Raw genomic sequence first — 15,441 nt, 5'->3', positions numbered from 1 at the left:
GACCTACTCCGTCAGCAGCCCGTACGGCGAGATGCGCCGCAGGCGGCTCGCCGCGAGCGCCGTGCAGACCCACGCCAGGGCGACGAGCCCGGCCACGATCGCGAGCGGCAGCCACGGGGGAGCGTCGAGCTCGATGCTGCTGTGGCCGACGCCCGCCAGCATCGATCCGGCCACCGGCTCGGCCGCGAAGCCGGCGGCCCCGGCCCCGATCGCCGCGGCGAGCGCGACCACCGGGAGGATCGTCGCGAGCACCTGGCGGACGAGGTCCCGTGAGGTGAAGCCCAGCGCCTTGCGGATCCCGAACGACCGGTGCTCGCGCACCACCATCGTCGTGACGAGCAGACCGACCACGAGGGTGACGATCACGACGCCGAGGGCGGCGAGGGCGACCGTGAGGCCGCTGATCATCGTCGAGTAGACGCTCACCTGCCCGCCGATGGTCGTGCGCAGGTCGTAGCTGCTCACGAGGTCGTCGCCGAGCGCGGGTCGCACGCCCGCCGCGACGTCCGCCGGCGAGTCCCCCGCGGAGGCGTACACGGCCATCGACGTCAGCTCGCCGTCCGGCTCGAGCCGGTGCCACGCGGCCTCGGTCATCCCGCCCGTCATCCCGGCCTGCTGCGTGGTCTGCACGATCCCCACCACGAGGTAGTCGGCCTCGGCCCCCTGCACCGTCACCGGGACCTGGTCGCCCACCTCCGCCTCGAGCCGGTCGGCCGCGGTGACGCCGAGCATGATCTCGTTCGGGTGGACCGGGTGGCGCCCGGCCGCCAGGGAGCTCCGCTCGGGGTGCCCCTGGTCGGCGGCGACCTGGATCCGCAGCGGCAGGCCGTCGACGGTCAGACCCACGAGCTGCCGGTAGAACGCGTCCTCGACCCCGTCGACCGCACGGACCGTCTCGAGGGCCTCGGTCCGGTCCGTGTCCGCACCGACCACCACGAGCACGTCCTCGAGGTCCCCGACCAGGAGCTGGACGAAGTCCTGCTCGGAGCGGCCGAGCGTCCCGGCGATCGCCGCCCAGGTCGAGCCCGTGAACGCGACGATCGCCAGCACCACCCCGAGCGCGACCGCCTGCCCCGGCGCGGACACGAGCCGCTTGAGGCCGAGCACGAGGTTGAGCGGCCCGCGGGTGCTGGCGAGCGGCAGCCGGTCCCGCCCGGGCACATGGGCCGGCTGCCCGCCGCGCAGCGCCACCACCGGGGGGATGCGCCGCAGCCGCCGCGCAGCGAGCGCGGCCGTCCCCGCCGCCACCGCCCCGAGCACGCCGACGACGACGAACGCGCCCGGCCACGAGATGCCCGCCTCCCACGGCAGCCCGGTCTGTGCGGCCATCGACGACTCGAGGAGCGGGAGGACGAGCGGGGAGAGCACGACCCCGACGCACGCCGCGAGCACGACCGGGATCGCGACGAGGAGCACGATCGACGCGGTGACCTGCCCGGCGGAGAAACCGACCGCGCGCATCGCGCCGATCGCGCGGACGTCCTCGCGCACGAGGTTGGCCACGAGGAAGCGGACGACGACCGCGGCGACGACCGTGACGACCACCGCGAACGCCCCGAGCATGGCGGCGTAGATCGAGCTGCCGATGACGATGGTCGACGCGATCGTCTCGAGCGTCATCGTGTACGACCACGTGTTGTCCGTCGCCGAGACGAGCCCCGCCGAGGTGAGGGAGTCCGTGACGGCGCGGGCGACATCGTTCGCAGCGTCGGCGTCGGTGGTCTGCGCCCGCAGCAGGCTCGCCGGCACGAACGCGTCCCCGAGGTCCTCGGCAGTCGCCGCGAACGTCTCGGAGTCGAGTGCCACGAGCGGGAAGCCCATCGTCGGGACGCCGAGCGTGACCGTCTCGACGAAACCCTGGACGTGGAACGTCACCTCCCGCGCGCCGACAGTGACGACGAACGGGTCGCCCGGCTCGTAGCCGCCGCCGGTGGAGAAGATGAGCGGCAGGTGGACGGGGTTGTCGACCGGCGGGTGGTCGTTGTCGATCGCGCGGATCTCGTCGAACGGCCGGTCGGCGTCGAGGTCGACGACGAGCAGGTCGCCCGTCTGCGTCGTGTCCCCGTACGCGTACTCGGCCGGCGCGGTGAGCACGGGCTCGACGCTGTGCGCCTCGACCCCGGCGCTGCCCGTGGCCGCCGCCACGGCCACGTCGGTCGCCTCGCCGGCCGGGACGACGGAGACGACGTCGGCGCCGTCCAGGGCCTCGGTGCGGCTCTCGACGAGGCCGGGGTAGTCGAGGGTCATCACCGCGGCGACCGTGCCGAGCAGGCCGGCGAGCACGGCGAGCAGGGCGAGGGCGACCGTCTGGCGGCGGTGGCGCCTCAGCTGGCGGCGCAGCAGCAGCCGGACCGGGGACATCCTCACCACCCCAGATCGGTGAGGAAGGCGGTGAGGCGCTCGCGGCGGGCGTCGTCGTCGCCGGTCCACCGGCCGAGCTCGAGCTCGCCGTCGATCGTGCCGTCGCGCAGGTAGAGGATCCGGTTGCCGCGCAGGGCGGACCGGGTGTCGTGCGTGACCATGACGATCGTCTGGCCGCCCGCGTTGACCTCGGTGAGCTGATCGAGCACGCGGCCGCCGAGCGCGGTGTTGAGCGCGCCGGTGGGTTCGTCCGCGAAGACGACGTCGGGCGAGTTGACGAGCGCACGGACGACGGCGGCGCGCTGCGCCTCCCCGCCGGAGAGCATCGACGGGAGCTTGTCGTGGTCCGCCGGCGCGAGGCCGACCTGCTCGAGCAGCTCGCGGGCGCGCGCGGTCACCCGGCGCCGGTCGCGGTCGACGAGCAGCCCGACGGCGAGGACGTTGTCGAGCACCGACAGGCCGTCGAGGAGGTGGACCTGCTGGAACACGAACCCGCAGTGGCGGCGCCGGAACCGGGCGAGCCGGTCCTGGCCGAGCGACGAGATCTCGGTGCCGGCCATCGTCACCGTGCCGAGCGAGGGGCGGTCCATCCCGGACAGCGCGTAGAGCAGTGTCGACTTGCCCGCCCCGGACGGGCCCATGATCACCGTGAGGTCCCCGCGCCGGATCGTCAGGTCGAGGTTCTTCAGCACGTGCTGCTGGACGCCGTCGCGCGAGAACGTGGTCGAGAGGCGCCGGGCCACGATGACGTCCTCGCTCCCTGGCGGCGTGGCGTCGGTGCGGTGCGTCCCGGCGGGGGCCCGGGTGGCGGTGTCGTGGCTCATGACCTCAACGTAGGAGCGGGGAGGCGCGAGGGTCCTTGCCGAGTTCCGACGAGTTCCTGAACTCTTCTCCTCACCTCCGGTAGAACCCCGCCCGACGACGAACCCCCGGCGGCCCCCCGCTCAGCGGTCGAGCGGCAGGGTGAGGTCGACGGCGAGCCCGGCGGTGGTTCCCCGCAGCTCGAGGTGCCCGCCCATCCGCTCCATGAGCCGGGCGGCGGTGTAGAGCCCGAGGCCCTGGCCGGGGATGCCGGCGGACCCCGTCCCGCGCACGCCTCTGCCGAGCACGGCGGTCAGCTCCTCGGCGGGCAGGCCCGGACCTGAGTCGGTGACGGTAAGCGTGACCGTGTCCGCGGTCGCCTCCCCGTCGACGTCCCCGGCCGCGTCCCCGCCGGCGGCCGTGATCCCGTCGGCGTCCACCCGGCCGGTCACGGTCACCGGGCCGCGCGCGTACTTGGCGGCGTTGAGCAGGACGTTGTCGAGCACCTGCGCGAGGCGGCGCGGGTCGGCGCGCACGAGGACCTCCGGTACCGACGCCTCGGTGACGAGGCCCGCCGTGTCCGCCCCGCGCACGAGGGCGGTGAGGTCGTCGGGCGTGAGCGTGCGGGGCTCGACCGCGAGGTCGGTGGCGGCGTCGGCGCCGGCGGCGGTGAGGTCGTCGGCGAGCTCGCCGATCTGCGCGGCCTTGGCGAGGACCACGTCGAGCCGCTCGCGTACCGCAGGGTCGTCGGTGCGCAGGGCGAGCAGCTCGGTCGTGGCAACGATCGACGCGATCGGCGTGCGAAGGTCGTGGCTCAGCTCGGCGACCAGCTCGTGGCGCGCGGCGACGGCCTCGGCCTCCGCGGCGCGCGCCCGGGCGAGCTCGGTGCGCAGCAGGTCGAACGATTCGGTGAACTCCCCGAACGGGCGTCCGCGGTCCATCGCCAGCGGCACGTCGAGGTCGCCCGCGGCCACGGCGGTGGCGTGCCGGCGCAGCCGCGCGAACGGCCGCAGGACGCCCCGCTCGACCGACACCCACACCAGCATGACGAGGGCGGCGGCCGCGAGGACGAGGACGCCGGCCCGCACCCGGTCCGCGCGAGCGGCGTCGGCCAGGGCGTCCGCCTCCGCGTCGCGCACGAGGACCGTCCCCACGCGCCGGCCGTCGACGACGACCCCGAGCGAGGAGGCGCGTGCGCGGACCGCGTCGAGCTCGTCGGCCACGGGCTCGCCGCGGGCCAGGAGGACGGTGCCGTCGTCGTCGAGCACCGTGAAGTCCGGCCCCGGCGGGTAGTCGGCGAGATCGAGGTCGCCCCAGGAGGCCTCGGTGCGGGCGCGGACGTCGTTGGCGGCGACCGGGTCGCCGTCGGGCGTGGTCGGCGCCGGTGCGAGGAGGAGCCACGCGCCAGCCGCGAGGAGGAGGAGCACGGCGACGACGACGAACCGCCGCCTCGTCACGGCGTGCGGCCCTCGAACAGGTAGCCGCGGCCCCACACGGTGCGGACGTAGGTGGGGGCGTCGGCGTCGGGCTCGATCTTCGTCCGCAGGCGGCGCACGTGGACGGACAGGGTGGACTCGCCGGTGAACGTCGAGCCCCACACCTGCTCGAGCAGCTCGGCCTTGGGCACCACGCGCCCGCGGTTGGCCACCAGGTGGCGCAGCAGTCGGTCCTCCATCGCGGTGAGGGAGACCTCGGCGCCGGCCACGTGGACGCGGCCCGTGGCCGCGTCGACCCTCAGGTGATCGTCCGCGTAGCCCGCGTCCGCGCCCGAGGTGCCCTGCGGCGTCGGGCCGGTCCTGCGGTCGAGGATGCGGCGGACCTTGGCGAGGAGGACCGCGAGGGAGAACGGCTTGCGGACGTAGTCGTCGCCGCCGATCGTCAGGGCGTGGACCTGGTCGTCGTCGGAGCCGCGGGCGGAGAGGAAGACGATCGACGCGTCGGACGTGGCGCGGACCCGGCGGCACAGCTCGAACCCGGACATGCCGGGGAGGTTGATGTCGAGCAGCAGGACGGTCGCGGTGTCGGTCGCGAGGAGGTCGAGGGCGGCCTCGGCGGTGGTGACGTAGGTGGAGCGGACGTCGAAGCTCGCGAGGTACTCGGTGGTCGAGGCGGCGAGGGGTTCCTCGTCGTCGATCATCAGCACGTCGTGGTGCATCGCTCCTCCGCCCGGCCGGTCCGCGCCGGTGGTCCTGTCCCGTAGTTGTACCAGGGGCGGGGTACCCCGGATCACCGGGGGACGGCTCGCACGGTCGTCGATAGTTTCGCGGCATGCACTCGTACCTGGCGGAGGGGGTCGCTCGGCTCCGGGCCACCGGCACCCTCGTGCTGCGGGGATCGGCGACGAGGGCGCCGGTGGTCGAGACCGTCGCGATCGTGCTCGTCGTGCTCATCGGGGGCGTGCTGCTGCACGCCCTCGCACTCGTGGCGGCATTCATGGAGTTCGGCTTCCTCTCCGTGGTCCAGATGCTCGGCGGCGTGATCGTGCTGTGCGTGGCCGGCATCGTCGCGCTCGCCGTCGTCGGTACCCGGAGCGCTCGCCTGCGGGCGAGCGAGGCGGAGCCCGTGGTGCTCGACGACCGCGGGCTCGCCATGCGGGGCGTGGGCCCGTTGCCCTGGCACGCGCTCGGGCCGGCGCGGATCTCGACCTGGCGCGGGGCCGACGGCGAGGCGCGCGGCAGGCGGGGGAGCGTCCCGCTCACCGGTCTCGGGATCCAGCTCGTCGAGGGTGAGCTCACGGGGCGTGACTGGTTCCGGCTCCGGGCGCGGGTGCGGCCCTCGTGGACCGGGCAGCCCCCGGCGATCGACCTGCCCGGCGTCGTCGGCATGTCCGCACGCGAGGTCGCGATCCTCGTCAACGCTGCCCGGGACCTGCACCTCGGGGTCGCCCTGTCCGCCCCGGACCGTGGCGAACGGCTCCCGTCCGTGGCCGACGCGTACCGGTTTCCGACCGACGAGGACGCCTAGACTCCCCGGGTGGCACTCACCATCGGAATCGCCGGCCTGCCCAACGTCGGCAAGTCGACCCTCTTCAACGCCCTGACCCGCGCGAGCGTGCTCGCCGCGAACTACCCGTTCGCGACGATCGAGCCGAACGTCGGCGTGGTCCCGCTGCCCGACCCGCGCCTGCAGGTGCTCTCCGACATCTTCGGCAGCGAGCGGACCCTCCCGGCGACGGTCTCGTTCGTCGACATCGCGGGCATCGTCAAGGGCGCGAGCGAGGGGGAGGGGCTGGGCAACCAGTTCCTCGCCAACATCCGTGAGGCCGAGGCGATCTGCCAGGTCACGCGCGCGTTCAGCGACCCCGACGTCGTGCACGTCGACGGCCAGGTCGACCCGGCCGCCGACATCGAGACCATCACCACCGAGCTCGTCCTCGCCGACCTGCAGACCCTCGAGAAGGCGATCCCGCGCCTCGAGAAGGAGGCCCGGGTGAAGAAGGGGGAGCCCGAGGTGCTCGCGACGGCCAAGGCCGCCGTCGAGATCCTCGAGCGCGGCGAGACGCTGTCCGCCGCCGGCGCCTCGAAGGGGCTCGACCAGGAGATCCTCGCGACCTTCCAGCTGATGACGACCAAGCCGTTCATCTACGTCTTCAACACCGACGACGACGGGCTGGCCGACGCCGACATGCAGGCCCGGCTGCGCGAGCTCGTGGCCCCCGCGGAGGCGATCTTCCTCGACGCGAAGTTCGAGTCCGAGCTCGTCGAGCTCGAGCCCGACGAGGCCGCGGAGATGCTCGCGGAGTCCGGACAGGACGAGGCGGGCCTCGACCAGCTCGCCCGCGTCGGCTTCGACACCCTCGGGCTGCAGACGTACCTCACGGCCGGGCCGAAGGAGGCCCGCGCGTGGACGATCGGCAAGGGCTGGAAGGCCCCGCAGGCCGCCGGTGTCATCCACACCGACTTCGAGAAGGGCTTCATCAAGGCGGAGATCATCAGCTTCGACGACCTCGTCGAGGCCGGCTCCGTGACCGAGGCGCGCTCCCGCGGCCGGGCCCGTATGGAGGGCAAGGACTACGTCATGCAGGACGGGGACGTCGTGGAGTTCCGCTTCAACGTGTGATCACGCGTCCGTCCAACGGGACGGTCATGGAGGTCGACGTCAGCTCCCAGAGTCTCGATGATGCGGCGGCCATGATTCGCCCGTGGCGCGGTCGCTTCGGCTTGGTCCACCGGGCCCGGCCGCGTGTACGTCGACATGCGCGGGGAGAACTCAGTGAGTCGGTCTGCGCATTCGTTCAGTCGGTTGGGAACGGGACCTTTGTGAGGTTCTGGGTCAACTCCCACATTCGCCTGGCGTCGTCGGTGCTGCGCAGGCGCGAGTAGAGCTTCTGCTCGGCGGGTCGCCCACCGAGGCCGCGTATGCCGTTGGGTCCGAAGAGCTTCCCTCCTTGTTCCCCGGGGGTGGTGGCGGCCATGAGCGCGGGCAGACCTGCGGTGGCAACCGTTCCCATGATGCCGACCCTGGACAGGAAGGTGATCAGCCCGCGTGCGCGCACCGCCTGGGTGCGTCCGATCTCGGGGCGCACGTCGAGCAGACTGGTGGGGGCGACACCGGGGTGGGAGAGGTTTGCGGTGATGCCCCAGCCGTTCGCCTTGCTGCGCCGGTCGAGCTCGAGCCCGAAGAGGCCGTAGGCGATCTTGGAGTGGGAGTACGCGCCCATGCTGTCGTAGGAGCGCTCCCAGTTCGGGTCATCCCAGTTCACAGCTCCCTGATTCGCAGCGATGCTGATCTGCAGCGTGACTCGCGCTTCACCCTCGCGCAGGAGCGGCAGTAGATGGCTGATGAGGGCCGCGTGGCCGAGGTGGTTCGTGCCGAATTGAATCTCGAATCCGTCCTGGGTGACCTGTCGTTCGGGCGGGTGCATGATGCCGGCGTTTCCGATGAACATGTGGATCGGGTGGCCCTCGTTCCTGAGGGTTTCGCCAAGCGCTGCCGTGGAGTCCAGCGAAGACAGGTCCAGGTCTCGCAGCGACACTCTGGCCGTGGGGGTCCGTTCACGGATCGTCGCGAGCGCGGCTTCCCCCTTGCGTGGATTGCGCACCGGGAGGACGAGGTCTGCTCCGGCTGCGGCGAGTCGAGTCGCAATGACCACGCCCATACCGTCGCTGCCGCCGGTGAGGACGACCCGTTTGCCGGTGAGCTCGGGGACGGAGAGATCAATGGGGGTACGGGCCATGAGGGTCACCTTCTCTTGCCTGTGGGGCTGGTCTGCCCGCGTGTCGAGGTGTCTCAAGCCTGAGCAGGTAACACGTCCAGATCCAGGACCTCCCGATCAGTGGCTGAGCCGCGTCGGTCGTTCATTCGCGCAGGGGTGGACCGGCGGACCCTGGCTACGGGCCCACCGTGGGCGGGAGACTGGAGAGGAGGAAAGGACGCGCATGGAGATAGATCGGGTCGCGCTGGCAGAGTTCTTACGCCACCGCCGAGGAGTTCTACAGCCCGAAGACGTGGGAATGCCCCGCGGGGTGCGTCGCCGTACCGGCGGTTTGCGCCGCGAGGAGGTAGCGGCGTTGTGCCACATGTCGCCCGACTACTACGCAAGACTCGAGCGAGCACGTGGTCCGCACCCTTCAGAGCAGATGATCGCATCGATGGCGCAGGGCCTTCACCTGACTCATCACGAGCGTGATCATCTCTTCCGTCTCGCCGGCCATACGCCTCCGCCGAGTGGCACAGCGAATGAGCAACACATCGCGCCGGGCCTCCTTCGGATCCTCGACCGACTCGACGACAGCCCTGCCGAGATCGTCACCGAACTCGGCGAGACCCTCCGGCAGACGCGGATGGGCGTCGCGCTCACCGGCGACCTCACTGCCTACACCGGCCCCTCACGCAGCATCGGTTATCGGTGGTTCACCGACCCCACCGCCCGGTCGCGCTATGCGAGTGAAGACCATGGTCGACTCTCTCGCGTGTTCGTCGCCGGCTTGCGCGAAGCCACCGCAAGACGCGGCCCTGATTCCTACGCCGCATACCTTGCCGGGGCCCTCGCCGGTGAGTCTGAGGAGTTCCGCGCTCTCTGGGATCTCCATGAGGTGGGGCTCCGCCCCGCGCCCGGGAAGCGCTTCATCCACCCTGAGGTTGGGCTCCTGGATCTGGCTTGTCAGACTCTCGCGGACCCCGAGCAGTCGCACCTTCTCCTGGTCTACACCGCGAAGCCCGGCAGTGAGAGCCACGAGAAGCTCCAGTCGCTCTCCGTCATTGCTGGCGCGCAGCGCTGATCTCCCGGTCGAGGCGGCAGCGCCGTCGCTCCTGAAGAAATAGCCCTACGTGTCGGGACGTGGTGGAGTTCCGGTTGAACGTCTGGCGTTGATGACGCCGCGGAGGAGCGCGTCACGACCCGTGCGGCTGGGGCGCGGTACCAGGAGCCGAGGGCATCAATCGTCGACGTAGGTTCTCGATGCGCGTGCTATCCGTGCCACGAGATCATCCGGGACCGGCTTGCGCGGTGCGAAGGTGATTCCGGTCTTGCTCGCCTTGAGGCCTGCTTCTGCTATCTCTTCGGCGTGATCTGAGATCGCGGGGGCAAGGAAGTACAGCCCGACCTGCTTGCTGAACGCCGCGTAGCTCGCGACGACCGTGCCTTGGATCCTGAACCCCGGCATGTTGTACGCCGTCATCTCCTCTGCTTCCGGCAGGGCCCCGCGCAGCAGATCCCGCAGGTGAGCGAGAACGGGGCGGAACGCCTCAGGTGCTGCGGCGATGTATGCATCGTGGTCGGTGATAGTGGCCATGTCTCCGCCATCCTCTCAGCTGTGGGAATTCTAGCCTCGTCCGTTCGCCGGAATCCATGAGCGGGTTCGGGGAGGGAGGCGTGATCCGCACGGCCGGCGACTGTCCACGCATTGACGGGTGTTCGTGTGATTCCCCGACGTGTTTCAGGCTGCAGTCCGAAGGGCAGCTCACTTAAGGAAGGGGGACGTTGTTCGACGACGGAATGCGGTGGAGTTCCGGTCCGACAACTGATTCTCCTGCGCCGAGGACGAGCGAGGCTCGGGGCGTGAGGTCAGAGCACCCCGCGCCGCGCTGCGTGCTTGCGGTAGATCGTCACGGCGGAGGCCACTCGCGGGTGCGTGTCGTCGTCGAGCAGGTCGGCGATACCGAGGCCACGTGCCACGTCGGCATCCGACCCCTTCTTGATGAACCAGAGCGGGGCGGTGACGGCGGATCGCCGGCGGAGGGGGTCCTCCGAGCGGGCGAGGTCCTCGAGGATCGAGAACGCGCATGCGCCGACGAGGATCGGCCACCCCAGCACGCGGGGCGCCGCGCGATCGACCATGTCCCACGTCGTGATCGCGTCGTGGTGATCGAGGTAGACGGCGGCAAGGTTCGCGCGCTCGTCGTCGGTGAGCCGGCGCCGGGCGCGGAAGTCGAGGATGCAGAAGGCGGCGAGCCGTGGCTCGTACGCCGGGTGCGCGAGCAGTCGTTCGAGCTCGTCCTGCGGAAGTCCGGTCGCGCGCTTGGCGATGTCGAACAGCGTCCCCATCCGGACGCCGAGGACGGGCTCGTCCGGCGAGACCCGTGTCCGTGTCCGAGCGACCTCTCCGGGGTCGGCCGCGTCCTGCAGCGAGGCGACGAGGTCCTGCGCCGTCGTCGGCGAGCTAGCCATGGCTCGACCCTAGGGCGCCGGTGCCGCCAGCTCCGGCGGTTCCGGCGTCAGGCGACCAGGAACTGGGCGACGGGCTCGGCCTGGTAGTGCTCGGCGAGCGGCTTGCCGAGGTGGGGGTCGGGGCGGCTCGGGTCGGCGCCGCGGCTGATGAGGGCACGAAAGATCCGGGTGAGGTCGTCGACGAGCTCGGGGTTGAGCGGCTTGGGGTCCACCCAGTCCGGGTCGCTGTGGCGGTAGGACGGGAGAATCTGCCGCGCGTCGAGCACGGCGCGTGCCAGTGAGGAGTTGCCGTAGGAGTCGAGGGCCTGTACGTCGGCGCCGGAGTCGAGCAGCAGCTCGAGCGCGGCGAACGCGGCATCGGACGTCTCGGCCGAGTTGCGCAGCTGCCAGGGGTTCTCCTCGCGCCAGGTGGGACGCAGCCAGCGCGACCGCATGACGGCCGCCATGATCGCGTCGTGGAGGACCGGCATCGCCCACGGCTCTCGTTCGCCGTGCTCGATGTAGTTCGGGTCGGCGCCGTGGTCGAGGAGCAGGGCGCCGATCTCGAACTCACCGGTGCGGTACGCGACCTGAAGGGGTGACTGCCCCTGGTACTTCTTCGGTGGCGCGGAGGCGGCGAGCGTGACCATGTCCGGGTTCTTTGCCAGTCGCGCCCGGACGGCGTCGACGTCCCCCGCGACGATCTCCTTGAAGGCGATCTGCATGCTGCTCCCCGTTGTCCGTGCCCGGCCCGAAACGCCGTTGTCGCGTCAATGTAGCGTCGCCCGGGGCGTGCCGGACCTCCGGCTGCCCCGACCGATCTGGAGACGGGACGACATGACCGTGACACCGCACGTGGTCCGCCGGGGCGAGGGCGTCCCGATCGTCGCCGTCCACGGCAACGGCGTCGATCACCGCCTGCTGCTCGCGCTCGACGACGACCTGGCGGCCGCGGGGTCCGTCGAGCGCATCTACCTCGACCTGCCGGGCTTCGGCGGGACACCGGCGCTCGACGGCGACGGCGGGCTCCCGGAGCTCGCCGACTGGCTGGTCGCGACGGTGCGCGAGCTCGTCGGCTCCGATCGTTTCGCGCTGCTCGGCAACTCGCTCGGCGGGCTCCTCGCCCGGCACGTCGCCGCCCAGCTGCCCGACCAGGTGCTCGGGCTCGCTCTCCTCGCGCCCGTCGTGGACCCGGAACCGTCACACCGGACCACGCCTGAACACATCGTGCTCGAGCGCGACGACGACCTCCTGGCGACGCTGACCGCGGACGACCGGGAGGAGTTCGCCGGCGTGACGGTCCGCCAGGTTCCCGCCGTGTGGGAGTCGTACGCGGAGCATGCGCTGCCGGGGATCCGCGCGGCCGATCCGCGCGCGATGGAGCGACTCTCACGGCGCTACGTCCTCACGGCGACGCCCGAGACGCCGGGGACGACGACGAACACCCGCGACTGGCCGACCCTCATCGTGGCCGGGCGGCAGGACCACGTCGTCGGCCATCTCGACCAGGCCGAGCTCGCTGCTCTGTATCTGCGCGCGACCTACCTCGCGGTCGACGCGGCGGGGCACAACGTCCATCTCGAGCAGCCGGAGCTGGTCGGCGACGCCGTCCGCGACTGGGCGCGTATACTCTTGGTATGACAGTGACGACGATCAAGGTCACCGCGGAGACTCGTGACCGGTTGAAGGGGCAGGCCGCCGCGTCCGGTCGCACTCTCGGCGAGTACGTGGCGCACCTTGCGGACAAGGCGGATCGGGACGCTCGCTTTGCCGAGATCCGCGCGGCGCACGACTCGACCTCGCCCGAGATGATGGAGAGCTACTGGCGGGAGAGTCGCGAGTGGCTCGACGCTGATCTTGGCGCGTGAGCCCCGTCGTTCAGGGGACTGTGCTGTGGGGGTACCTCGACCCCACGGTCGGGAAGGAGCAGTCCGGGCGTCGCCCGCTCGTCGTCGTGTCCTCGGAGGACTACAACTCCCTGGTGACCGGGCTGCTCGTCGTCGTGCCGGTGACGCGTGTCGGACGCGGGTGGCCCAATCACGTCGAGCTGGTCGGCAGTCTGGGCGGGCTGACAGGCTTCGCGATGACGGAGCAGCCGCGGACCGTGAGTCGTGACCGGTGCGGCGAAGTCATCGGCCTGGTCGATGTCGCGTGTCTCAGGATGATCCTGCGGTACCTGGCCGACTTCCTCGGTCTGGACTGACTCCGGGCGCCCCCGCTCAGCCCTCCCTGATCTTCACGCCGGCCCGGGGCGTCCCGCGCACCCGACGCAGGTGGTCGCCTCCGGCCGGACCGCGAGCCGTGCCGACGGGATCGGGCGGCCGCACACCGCGCAGAGTCCGCCCTCGCCCCGGTCGCGCCGGGCGATAGCCCCGTCGATCTCCTCGAGCGCCTCGAGCCGCATCCGCCGCAGTCCCTCGAGCCGCGACCACTGGACGGACAACGGCTCGCCCTCGGGGTCGTGCTCGTCGTCGTCGGACCCGCCCCGGCGCGCGTTCCGGAGCGCGTCGAGCGTGTCCTCGACCTCCACCAGATTCGCTGCCGCCTTCGCGCGGCGAGCCCCGAGGCTGTCGCCGTCGGTGGGCGGCCCCGCGTCGCTCCCCGTCATCGACCCAGTCTGCCCCGGAGGGCTGGTGCGACAGAGCCGGACGGGCGTCGTCGTCGGCTCGTCCGGGGCGATCCCGCGCCACAATGGCGCGTGCCCACGACCTCCACGTCCGACGATGATCCCTCCGTCCGGGGCGCCCTCGTGGTCGACATCCGCCGGGTCGACGCGCACCCCGGTGACCAGCTGGACCTGGACCGCCGGGTCGAGGTCCCCGCGGACGCGATGCTCTCGGACGTTCTCAGCCTCGTGGTCGAGCCGTTCCTCCGGATCGCTCCGCGGTCGAACTGGCGCGTGAGGGCTCGGGTCGAGGGTCGGTGGGCCGACGTCGGGACGGCGATGTGGGACTCGAGTCGGCAGAGCCTCGCCGCGGAGCTGACCGCGCCGGACCGACCCGCGCGTGAGATTTCCGCCAGGTCGGTTCTCGAGATCGCCTGCCCGGCACTCCCGTACGGTCCGCGGAGGGCATAGGCGCCGCGCTGGCCCTACTCGCCGAACCGGTGGCATGGTGAGGACGAGAGCAGACCAGAGCAGTCCACACGGCCTCGAGGAGTCTTCGGCGATGAGCTTTTCCGTCTACCTGTCCGGCGAGATCCACACCGACTGGCGCGACGAAATCCGGCGTGGCGCGGAGGCCGCCGGCCTAGACGTCACGTTCAGCGCGCCGGTGACCGACCACCCCGCGAGCGACGCGGCTGGCGACCACCTCGGCGAGACCCCGAGCCAGTTCTGGCGCGACCACCAGTCCGCGAAGGTCAACGCCATCCGCACGCGCACCCTCATCGAGCAGAGCGACCTGGTCGTCGTGCGTTTCGGGGACAAGTACAAGCAGTGGAACGCGGCCTTCGACGCCGGCTACTGCGCCGCGCTCGGCAAGCCCTACGTCACCCTCCACGACGAGGACATCATCCACGCGCTCAAGGAGGTCGACGCAGAGGCGAAGGCCTGGTGCACGACCACCGACCAGGTCGTGGAGACCCTGCGATACGTGCTGCAGGGGTAGGGCCGGGAGGCGGCCGCCGGCCGCCCGCCGGTCGACCTTGAGCTCGGCTCCGCGCAGCAGCTCGACGGCCTGGTCGCCGAGCGTCGGTAGGGACGATCCGATCGGATCGGATCGGCACGGTCGGGCGCTACTCGGTCCGGCCGACGATGCTGGTGGTCGGAGGGAGCACCCGTGATCGACCATCTCAACCGCCTCGTCGACGCGATCGAGTCGGACCTCGGTACTGATCCCGACGTCGACGGGCTCGCCCGTCGCCACGGCACGACCGGGTACCACCTGAGGCGCATGTTCTCCTCGCTCGCCGGCATGCCGGTGAGCGAGTACGTGCGTCGACGGCGGATGACGCTCGCCGCGTCGGACCTGATCGGGGACGACGATCTCCTGACGATCGCCGTGCGCCACGGGTACGGATCGACCGAGGCCTTCGGCCGCGCCTTCCGTGCCGTGCACGGCGTGAGCCACGGCGAGGTGCGTCGGCACGGCGGCCCCCTCCGCAGCCAGCCACAGCTCAGGTTCCGCCTGACCGTCGAAGGGAGCACCCCCATGGACGCCCGCATCACCGAACGACCCGCCTTCCGACTCGTCGGCCACGCCGCTCGCGTGCCCCTCATCCACGAGGGCGTCAACCCGCACATCGTCGAGCACGTCGAGGCCATCCCGTCAGCCGAGCACGCCCGGCTCAAGGCCCTCGGCACCGGTGAACCGGCGGGGTTGCTCCAGGTCAGTGCGGACGTCGATCCCGACTACACGGAGGGCACCGAGCTCACCTACCTGCACGGTGTGGCCATCGACGCCGGGACGGAGGTCCCCGACGACCTCGACGCGCTGGACATGCCCGCCGGCGCGTGGGCCGTCTTCCGGACCTCAGGCGAACACCCGGCTGCGCTACAGGCGGCATGGGCCGCGACGGCCACCGAGTGGTTCCCTTCCAACCCGTGGCGCCTGCGACCCGGCCCGTCGATCGTCGCGGTCCTCGAGCGCGCCGACGACTTCAGCACAGCTACCTGCGAGCTGTGGCTTCCCGTCGAGCGCGAGTGATCGGGACCCTCCTGCCGCGTCATCTCTTGGCGTCGCCCCTGCTCG

Annotated in this window: 18 protein-coding genes; 9 read left to right on the top strand and 9 right to left on the bottom strand. The window is 71.5% G+C overall.

Annotated elements, in window-relative coordinates; all coding sequences use genetic code 11:
- Positions 1-3: 3 nt before the first annotated feature.
- The 4 genes from AC24FB_RS04900 to AC24FB_RS04885 form a co-directional block, all read right to left on the bottom strand.
- Positions 4-2,361, bottom strand: coding sequence for an ABC transporter permease (locus tag AC24FB_RS04900; protein ID WP_425714813.1), 2,358 nt, complete (start codon positions 2,359-2,361; stop codon positions 4-6).
- 2 nt (positions 2,362-2,363) lie between these two features.
- Positions 2,364-3,185, bottom strand: a complete 822-nt coding sequence (locus tag AC24FB_RS04895) for an ABC transporter ATP-binding protein (protein WP_425714814.1) — start codon at positions 3,183-3,185, stop codon at positions 2,364-2,366.
- Between the two features lie 120 nt (positions 3,186-3,305).
- A complete protein-coding gene (locus AC24FB_RS04890) occupies positions 3,306-4,619 on the bottom strand; it encodes a HAMP domain-containing sensor histidine kinase (RefSeq protein ID WP_425714815.1) in 1,314 nt (437 codons plus the stop codon).
- On the bottom strand, positions 4,616-5,317 hold the full coding sequence (locus AC24FB_RS04885) for a response regulator transcription factor (RefSeq protein WP_425714816.1): 702 nt from the start codon (positions 5,315-5,317) through the stop codon (positions 4,616-4,618). The genes AC24FB_RS04890 and AC24FB_RS04885 overlap by 4 nt, the downstream gene beginning before the upstream one ends.
- Before the next feature lie 113 nt (positions 5,318-5,430).
- On the opposite strand from AC24FB_RS04885, the gene AC24FB_RS04880 reads away from it, so the two are divergent.
- Positions 5,431-6,126: a hypothetical protein gene (locus AC24FB_RS04880; RefSeq protein WP_425714817.1), complete on the top strand. Its 696-nt coding sequence runs from the start codon at positions 5,431-5,433 to the stop codon at positions 6,124-6,126.
- 9 nt (positions 6,127-6,135) lie between these two features.
- Positions 6,136-7,221 carry a redox-regulated ATPase YchF gene (gene ychF / locus AC24FB_RS04875; RefSeq protein WP_425714818.1) on the top strand — a complete coding sequence of 362 codons (1,086 nt, stop codon included), beginning with the start codon at positions 6,136-6,138 and terminating at the stop codon, positions 7,219-7,221.
- A 175-nt stretch (positions 7,222-7,396) separates the two neighbouring features.
- On the opposite strand, the gene AC24FB_RS04870 is transcribed toward ychF, so the two are convergent.
- A complete protein-coding gene (locus tag AC24FB_RS04870) occupies positions 7,397-8,338 on the bottom strand; it encodes an SDR family oxidoreductase (protein WP_425714819.1) in 942 nt (313 codons plus the stop codon).
- Positions 8,339-8,540: 202 nt separating this feature from the next.
- Between AC24FB_RS04870 and AC24FB_RS04865 the strand changes: the two genes are divergently transcribed.
- Complete coding sequence (locus AC24FB_RS04865; RefSeq protein ID WP_425714820.1) at positions 8,541-9,383, top strand: helix-turn-helix transcriptional regulator; 843 nt, start codon at positions 8,541-8,543, stop codon at positions 9,381-9,383.
- A 156-nt stretch (positions 9,384-9,539) separates the two neighbouring features.
- On the opposite strand, the gene AC24FB_RS04860 is transcribed toward AC24FB_RS04865, so the two are convergent.
- From AC24FB_RS04860 to AC24FB_RS04850, 3 genes are all read right to left on the bottom strand, one after another.
- A complete protein-coding gene (locus tag AC24FB_RS04860; RefSeq protein WP_425714821.1) occupies positions 9,540-9,896 on the bottom strand; it encodes an iron chaperone in 357 nt (118 codons plus the stop codon).
- 272 nt (positions 9,897-10,168) lie between these two features.
- The gene (locus tag AC24FB_RS04855; RefSeq protein ID WP_425714822.1) at positions 10,169-10,771 is read right to left on the bottom strand and encodes a DNA alkylation repair protein; all 603 of its coding nucleotides are present in this window, start codon (positions 10,769-10,771) and stop codon (positions 10,169-10,171) included.
- A 47-nt stretch (positions 10,772-10,818) separates the two neighbouring features.
- Positions 10,819-11,475 carry an ankyrin repeat domain-containing protein gene (locus AC24FB_RS04850; RefSeq protein WP_425714823.1) on the bottom strand — a complete coding sequence of 219 codons (657 nt, stop codon included), beginning with the start codon at positions 11,473-11,475 and terminating at the stop codon, positions 10,819-10,821.
- A 112-nt stretch (positions 11,476-11,587) separates the two neighbouring features.
- Between AC24FB_RS04850 and AC24FB_RS04845 the strand changes: the two genes are divergently transcribed.
- From AC24FB_RS04845 to AC24FB_RS04835, 3 genes are read left to right on the top strand one after another with little or no spacing between them, the layout of a single operon-like run.
- A complete protein-coding gene (locus tag AC24FB_RS04845; RefSeq protein WP_425714824.1) occupies positions 11,588-12,391 on the top strand; it encodes an alpha/beta fold hydrolase in 804 nt (267 codons plus the stop codon).
- Complete coding sequence (locus AC24FB_RS04840) at positions 12,388-12,618, top strand: hypothetical protein (RefSeq protein ID WP_425714825.1); 231 nt, start codon at positions 12,388-12,390, stop codon at positions 12,616-12,618. The genes AC24FB_RS04845 and AC24FB_RS04840 overlap by 4 nt, the downstream gene beginning before the upstream one ends.
- The gene (locus AC24FB_RS04835; RefSeq protein ID WP_463652872.1) at positions 12,615-12,953 is read left to right on the top strand and encodes a type II toxin-antitoxin system PemK/MazF family toxin; all 339 of its coding nucleotides are present in this window, start codon (positions 12,615-12,617) and stop codon (positions 12,951-12,953) included. Before AC24FB_RS04840 ends, AC24FB_RS04835 begins: the two co-directional genes overlap by 4 nt.
- Positions 12,954-12,986: 33 nt before the next feature.
- On the opposite strand, the gene AC24FB_RS04830 is transcribed toward AC24FB_RS04835, so the two are convergent.
- Positions 12,987-13,358: a TraR/DksA family transcriptional regulator gene (locus AC24FB_RS04830; RefSeq protein WP_425714826.1), complete on the bottom strand. Its 372-nt coding sequence runs from the start codon at positions 13,356-13,358 to the stop codon at positions 12,987-12,989.
- A gap of 90 nt (positions 13,359-13,448) precedes the next feature.
- Between AC24FB_RS04830 and AC24FB_RS04825 the strand changes: the two genes are divergently transcribed.
- The 3 genes from AC24FB_RS04825 (at position 13,449) to AC24FB_RS04815 (ending at position 15,396) form a co-directional block, all read left to right on the top strand.
- Positions 13,449-13,826 (top strand): hypothetical protein, encoded by a 378-nt coding sequence (locus tag AC24FB_RS04825; protein WP_425714827.1) that lies wholly within the window; start codon positions 13,449-13,451, stop codon positions 13,824-13,826.
- Between the two features lie 91 nt (positions 13,827-13,917).
- Positions 13,918-14,358 (top strand): YtoQ family protein, encoded by a 441-nt coding sequence (locus tag AC24FB_RS04820; RefSeq protein ID WP_425714828.1) that lies wholly within the window; start codon positions 13,918-13,920, stop codon positions 14,356-14,358.
- Between the two features lie 171 nt (positions 14,359-14,529).
- The gene (locus tag AC24FB_RS04815; protein ID WP_425714829.1) at positions 14,530-15,396 is read left to right on the top strand and encodes an AraC family transcriptional regulator; all 867 of its coding nucleotides are present in this window, start codon (positions 14,530-14,532) and stop codon (positions 15,394-15,396) included.
- Positions 15,397-15,441: the final 45 nt, after the last annotated feature.

The sequence above is a fragment of the Georgenia sp. Z1344 genome (genome assembly GCF_057652375.1).
Note: the sequence above shows the minus strand (reverse complement) of the source record. Positions and strands in the feature narration are given on the sequence as shown.